At 27.5% G+C, this 2480-nt stretch carries 2 protein-coding genes; one reads left to right on the top strand and one right to left on the bottom strand.

All coding sequences use genetic code 11. The features are described from left to right. Positions 1–112 precede the first annotated feature (112 nt). Positions 113–742, top strand: coding sequence for a hypothetical protein (locus CLV39_RS00360; RefSeq protein WP_121922254.1), 630 nt, complete (start codon positions 113–115; stop codon positions 740–742). Between the two features lie 39 nt (positions 743–781). Here CLV39_RS00360 and CLV39_RS00355 read toward each other — a convergent pair whose 3' ends face one another. After that, entirely contained in the window at positions 782–1651 is an 870-nt protein-coding gene (locus tag CLV39_RS00355; protein WP_121922253.1) for a CRISPR-associated protein Cas6, read from the bottom strand. Positions 1652–2480: the final 829 nt, after the last annotated feature.

Below are 2480 nucleotides of genomic sequence, written 5' to 3'. Positions count from 1 at the left end.
TAACTAAAAATATAGTTTTTGTTTTTTATTATACATAAAGTTGTCAGAAAATACATCTACTATCGTTTATAAATAATGAAAATAATAAAAAATCCTTAGAGGAGGTTAGTTAATGAAAAGAGTAAACAGATTAGTTAAACCTTTTGCAGTTTTAAGTAGCTGTGTTTTATTAGCTTCTTGTGGAGGTGGAAGCGGAGCTTCAAGTGATTTTTTAGGTATTGGAGGAGGTGGATCTTCAAGCACTTTTGGAGGCAGTGGTGGAAGTATCGGTAGTTCTTCTTATATTAATCTAAAATCAATTTCTATTAATGAATCTAACCCTGATGGAGTTATAACGCCAAATGAAGAGTTTTACATTTATTGGAATGCAGATTTTGGTGGTTGGTCTATGTATCATATTGAATTTTTCACATTACCTGATAATAATGTACCAGATGGTGGAAATGGAGATGGATTTTTGGGTTTAAATTGTGGTGGTAGCGGAACTTTCTTAGATTGTTCAAAAGGAGCAAAATGTATCTATACAAAAGAAACAGATAGCCTTGGACAGACAAATTATTACTTAGATTGTTATTGGTATTCTACCTTATCAAACAGTTGGGAAAAAGCTAAGAAGACAAAAATTGATCCTTATACAATAAATTATATAGGTGCTGATGCACAAACTTGGGGTGTCAACTCTGATGGAACACTTAAGGAATTTCATTCTAAAAAAGCAATACCTATTACTTTTGGTTTTTAGGAGGGATGTGGGGAGATCTGGGGGGCTTTTGCCCCCTGTTTAAAATTTAACTTCAACTTTCCCAAGTCCAAGATTAACTTCTTTTCCTATATTTATATTTTCTATCATTGTTAAATATGGATATATCTCACTTAAATCTCCTTTTATTTTAAAATTTCCTTCTATAACAGGTATTGTCATTTTTCTTTTTTTTCTGTTTGACCATTTTTTCACAGGGGCAGGTTTTAAATTTAAATCAGTAATTTCAAATTTAGATTTATTTATAAATATTTTTTCTGTCTTTGTTCCATAATTTACAGCAACATTTGATATTCTATTTTTAATAGCTTCTATAAAGATATTTTTATCAAATTCATTAAACATTATATATTCACCATTTAATTTTAAAGATGTAGGATAAAATTTAATCTGTAATTCATCTCTACCTGTTTTTAAATCAAAAAAGTATGATGCATTAAACCTTGGAATTTCTGATTTTAAAGGGAAATATTTATCTGCAAATGGATGGTAATAAAAAGCATCTGTTTGCTTTATAAAGCTGTCTTTTCCTAAATTTATTACTGTACTTAAAGACTGTATTATAAACTGCCAAAAATTAGAGGCAAATCCAAGAAGTGTAATATCTATATAGATTTTATCTCCTTCTTTTAAATCTTTTTCATCATATTCAGGTTGTAAAACATATTTTGAAGGTTTTTTTAAATAAATTTCTGTTTCAAAAATAATAGTATAAGGGCATGTTTTGTTAAATTCGCAGGTTATACATTCTTCACCAGGTTTTATGCATACCATTTTTTTTAATCTTCTATCAAAGACATCTCTTATTGCAGGGCCTAAAAAGTAAGGTTGTTGGAACTCTGACAAAGCAGTATATTCAAGCCTAATTCTTGAAAACTCAAAATCTATCATAATTTTATCTTTTGAATTTTTTGATTAAAAATTATTCTATATATAAAGCTTATTTTCAAGATTTTTCTATATTTGATATTTGGCATAGTAAACAAGAATTATATTAAGTATTTAAAAATATTAAAACTGAATAAAGCTTTTATATTTAAATTTTTTCTATGTTTAATTGTCTTTAGAATTTACTTTATTAAAGTTTAAAATATCCATATATTCCCACTTTCTATAAGCTATAGCATATATTCCTTCTTTTGTTAATTTGTTGACAAAGACGGTATTTAGTTAAAGATTAGCTTTTGATTTTTAATGAAATTGAAAAAATGTTTTTAAAGCTTTAAATTTGCTTTAACTAAATAAACGCCCTAAATATTCTTTTATGTAAAGAATCATTAGAGTTATCAAAGCCTTCTTATGAAAATCTATTTTTATAAAAATTTGTCGATCAGGTAATTTTAGGGAAATTTTAGTGCTTTTAAGATGTTAAAATTTTGCCAAAATTTAACTCTAAGCTAATAATGATGCTGATTTGTCGATCTCTAAGGATTTTTACAGGATTGAAGGTCGACAGAAAATAAACTCAATTTGACAAGAAAATTTTTTTGATGTAAATTTTAAATATAGCTAATATTTATGCTGGTTTCTTGGCAATAGAATATGAATAAAGAAGAAAGGGTTTGTAGCCTACCTATAAGGAATTGAAACGAAGAAAAAGCAAGACAAAAGGAAGAAAGAGAAGAGTTTGTAGCCTACCTATAAGGAATTGAAACTGAACCCTTCGTGACGAAACACAGTTTTCTTGATTGTTTGTAGCCTACCTATAAGGAATTGAAAC

The organism is Hydrogenothermus marinus, from assembly GCF_003688665.1.
In the GTDB taxonomy this organism is placed as follows: domain Bacteria; phylum Aquificota; class Aquificia; order Aquificales; family Hydrogenothermaceae; genus Hydrogenothermus; species Hydrogenothermus marinus.
This window is presented reverse-complemented; position numbering and strand designations above follow the sequence as displayed.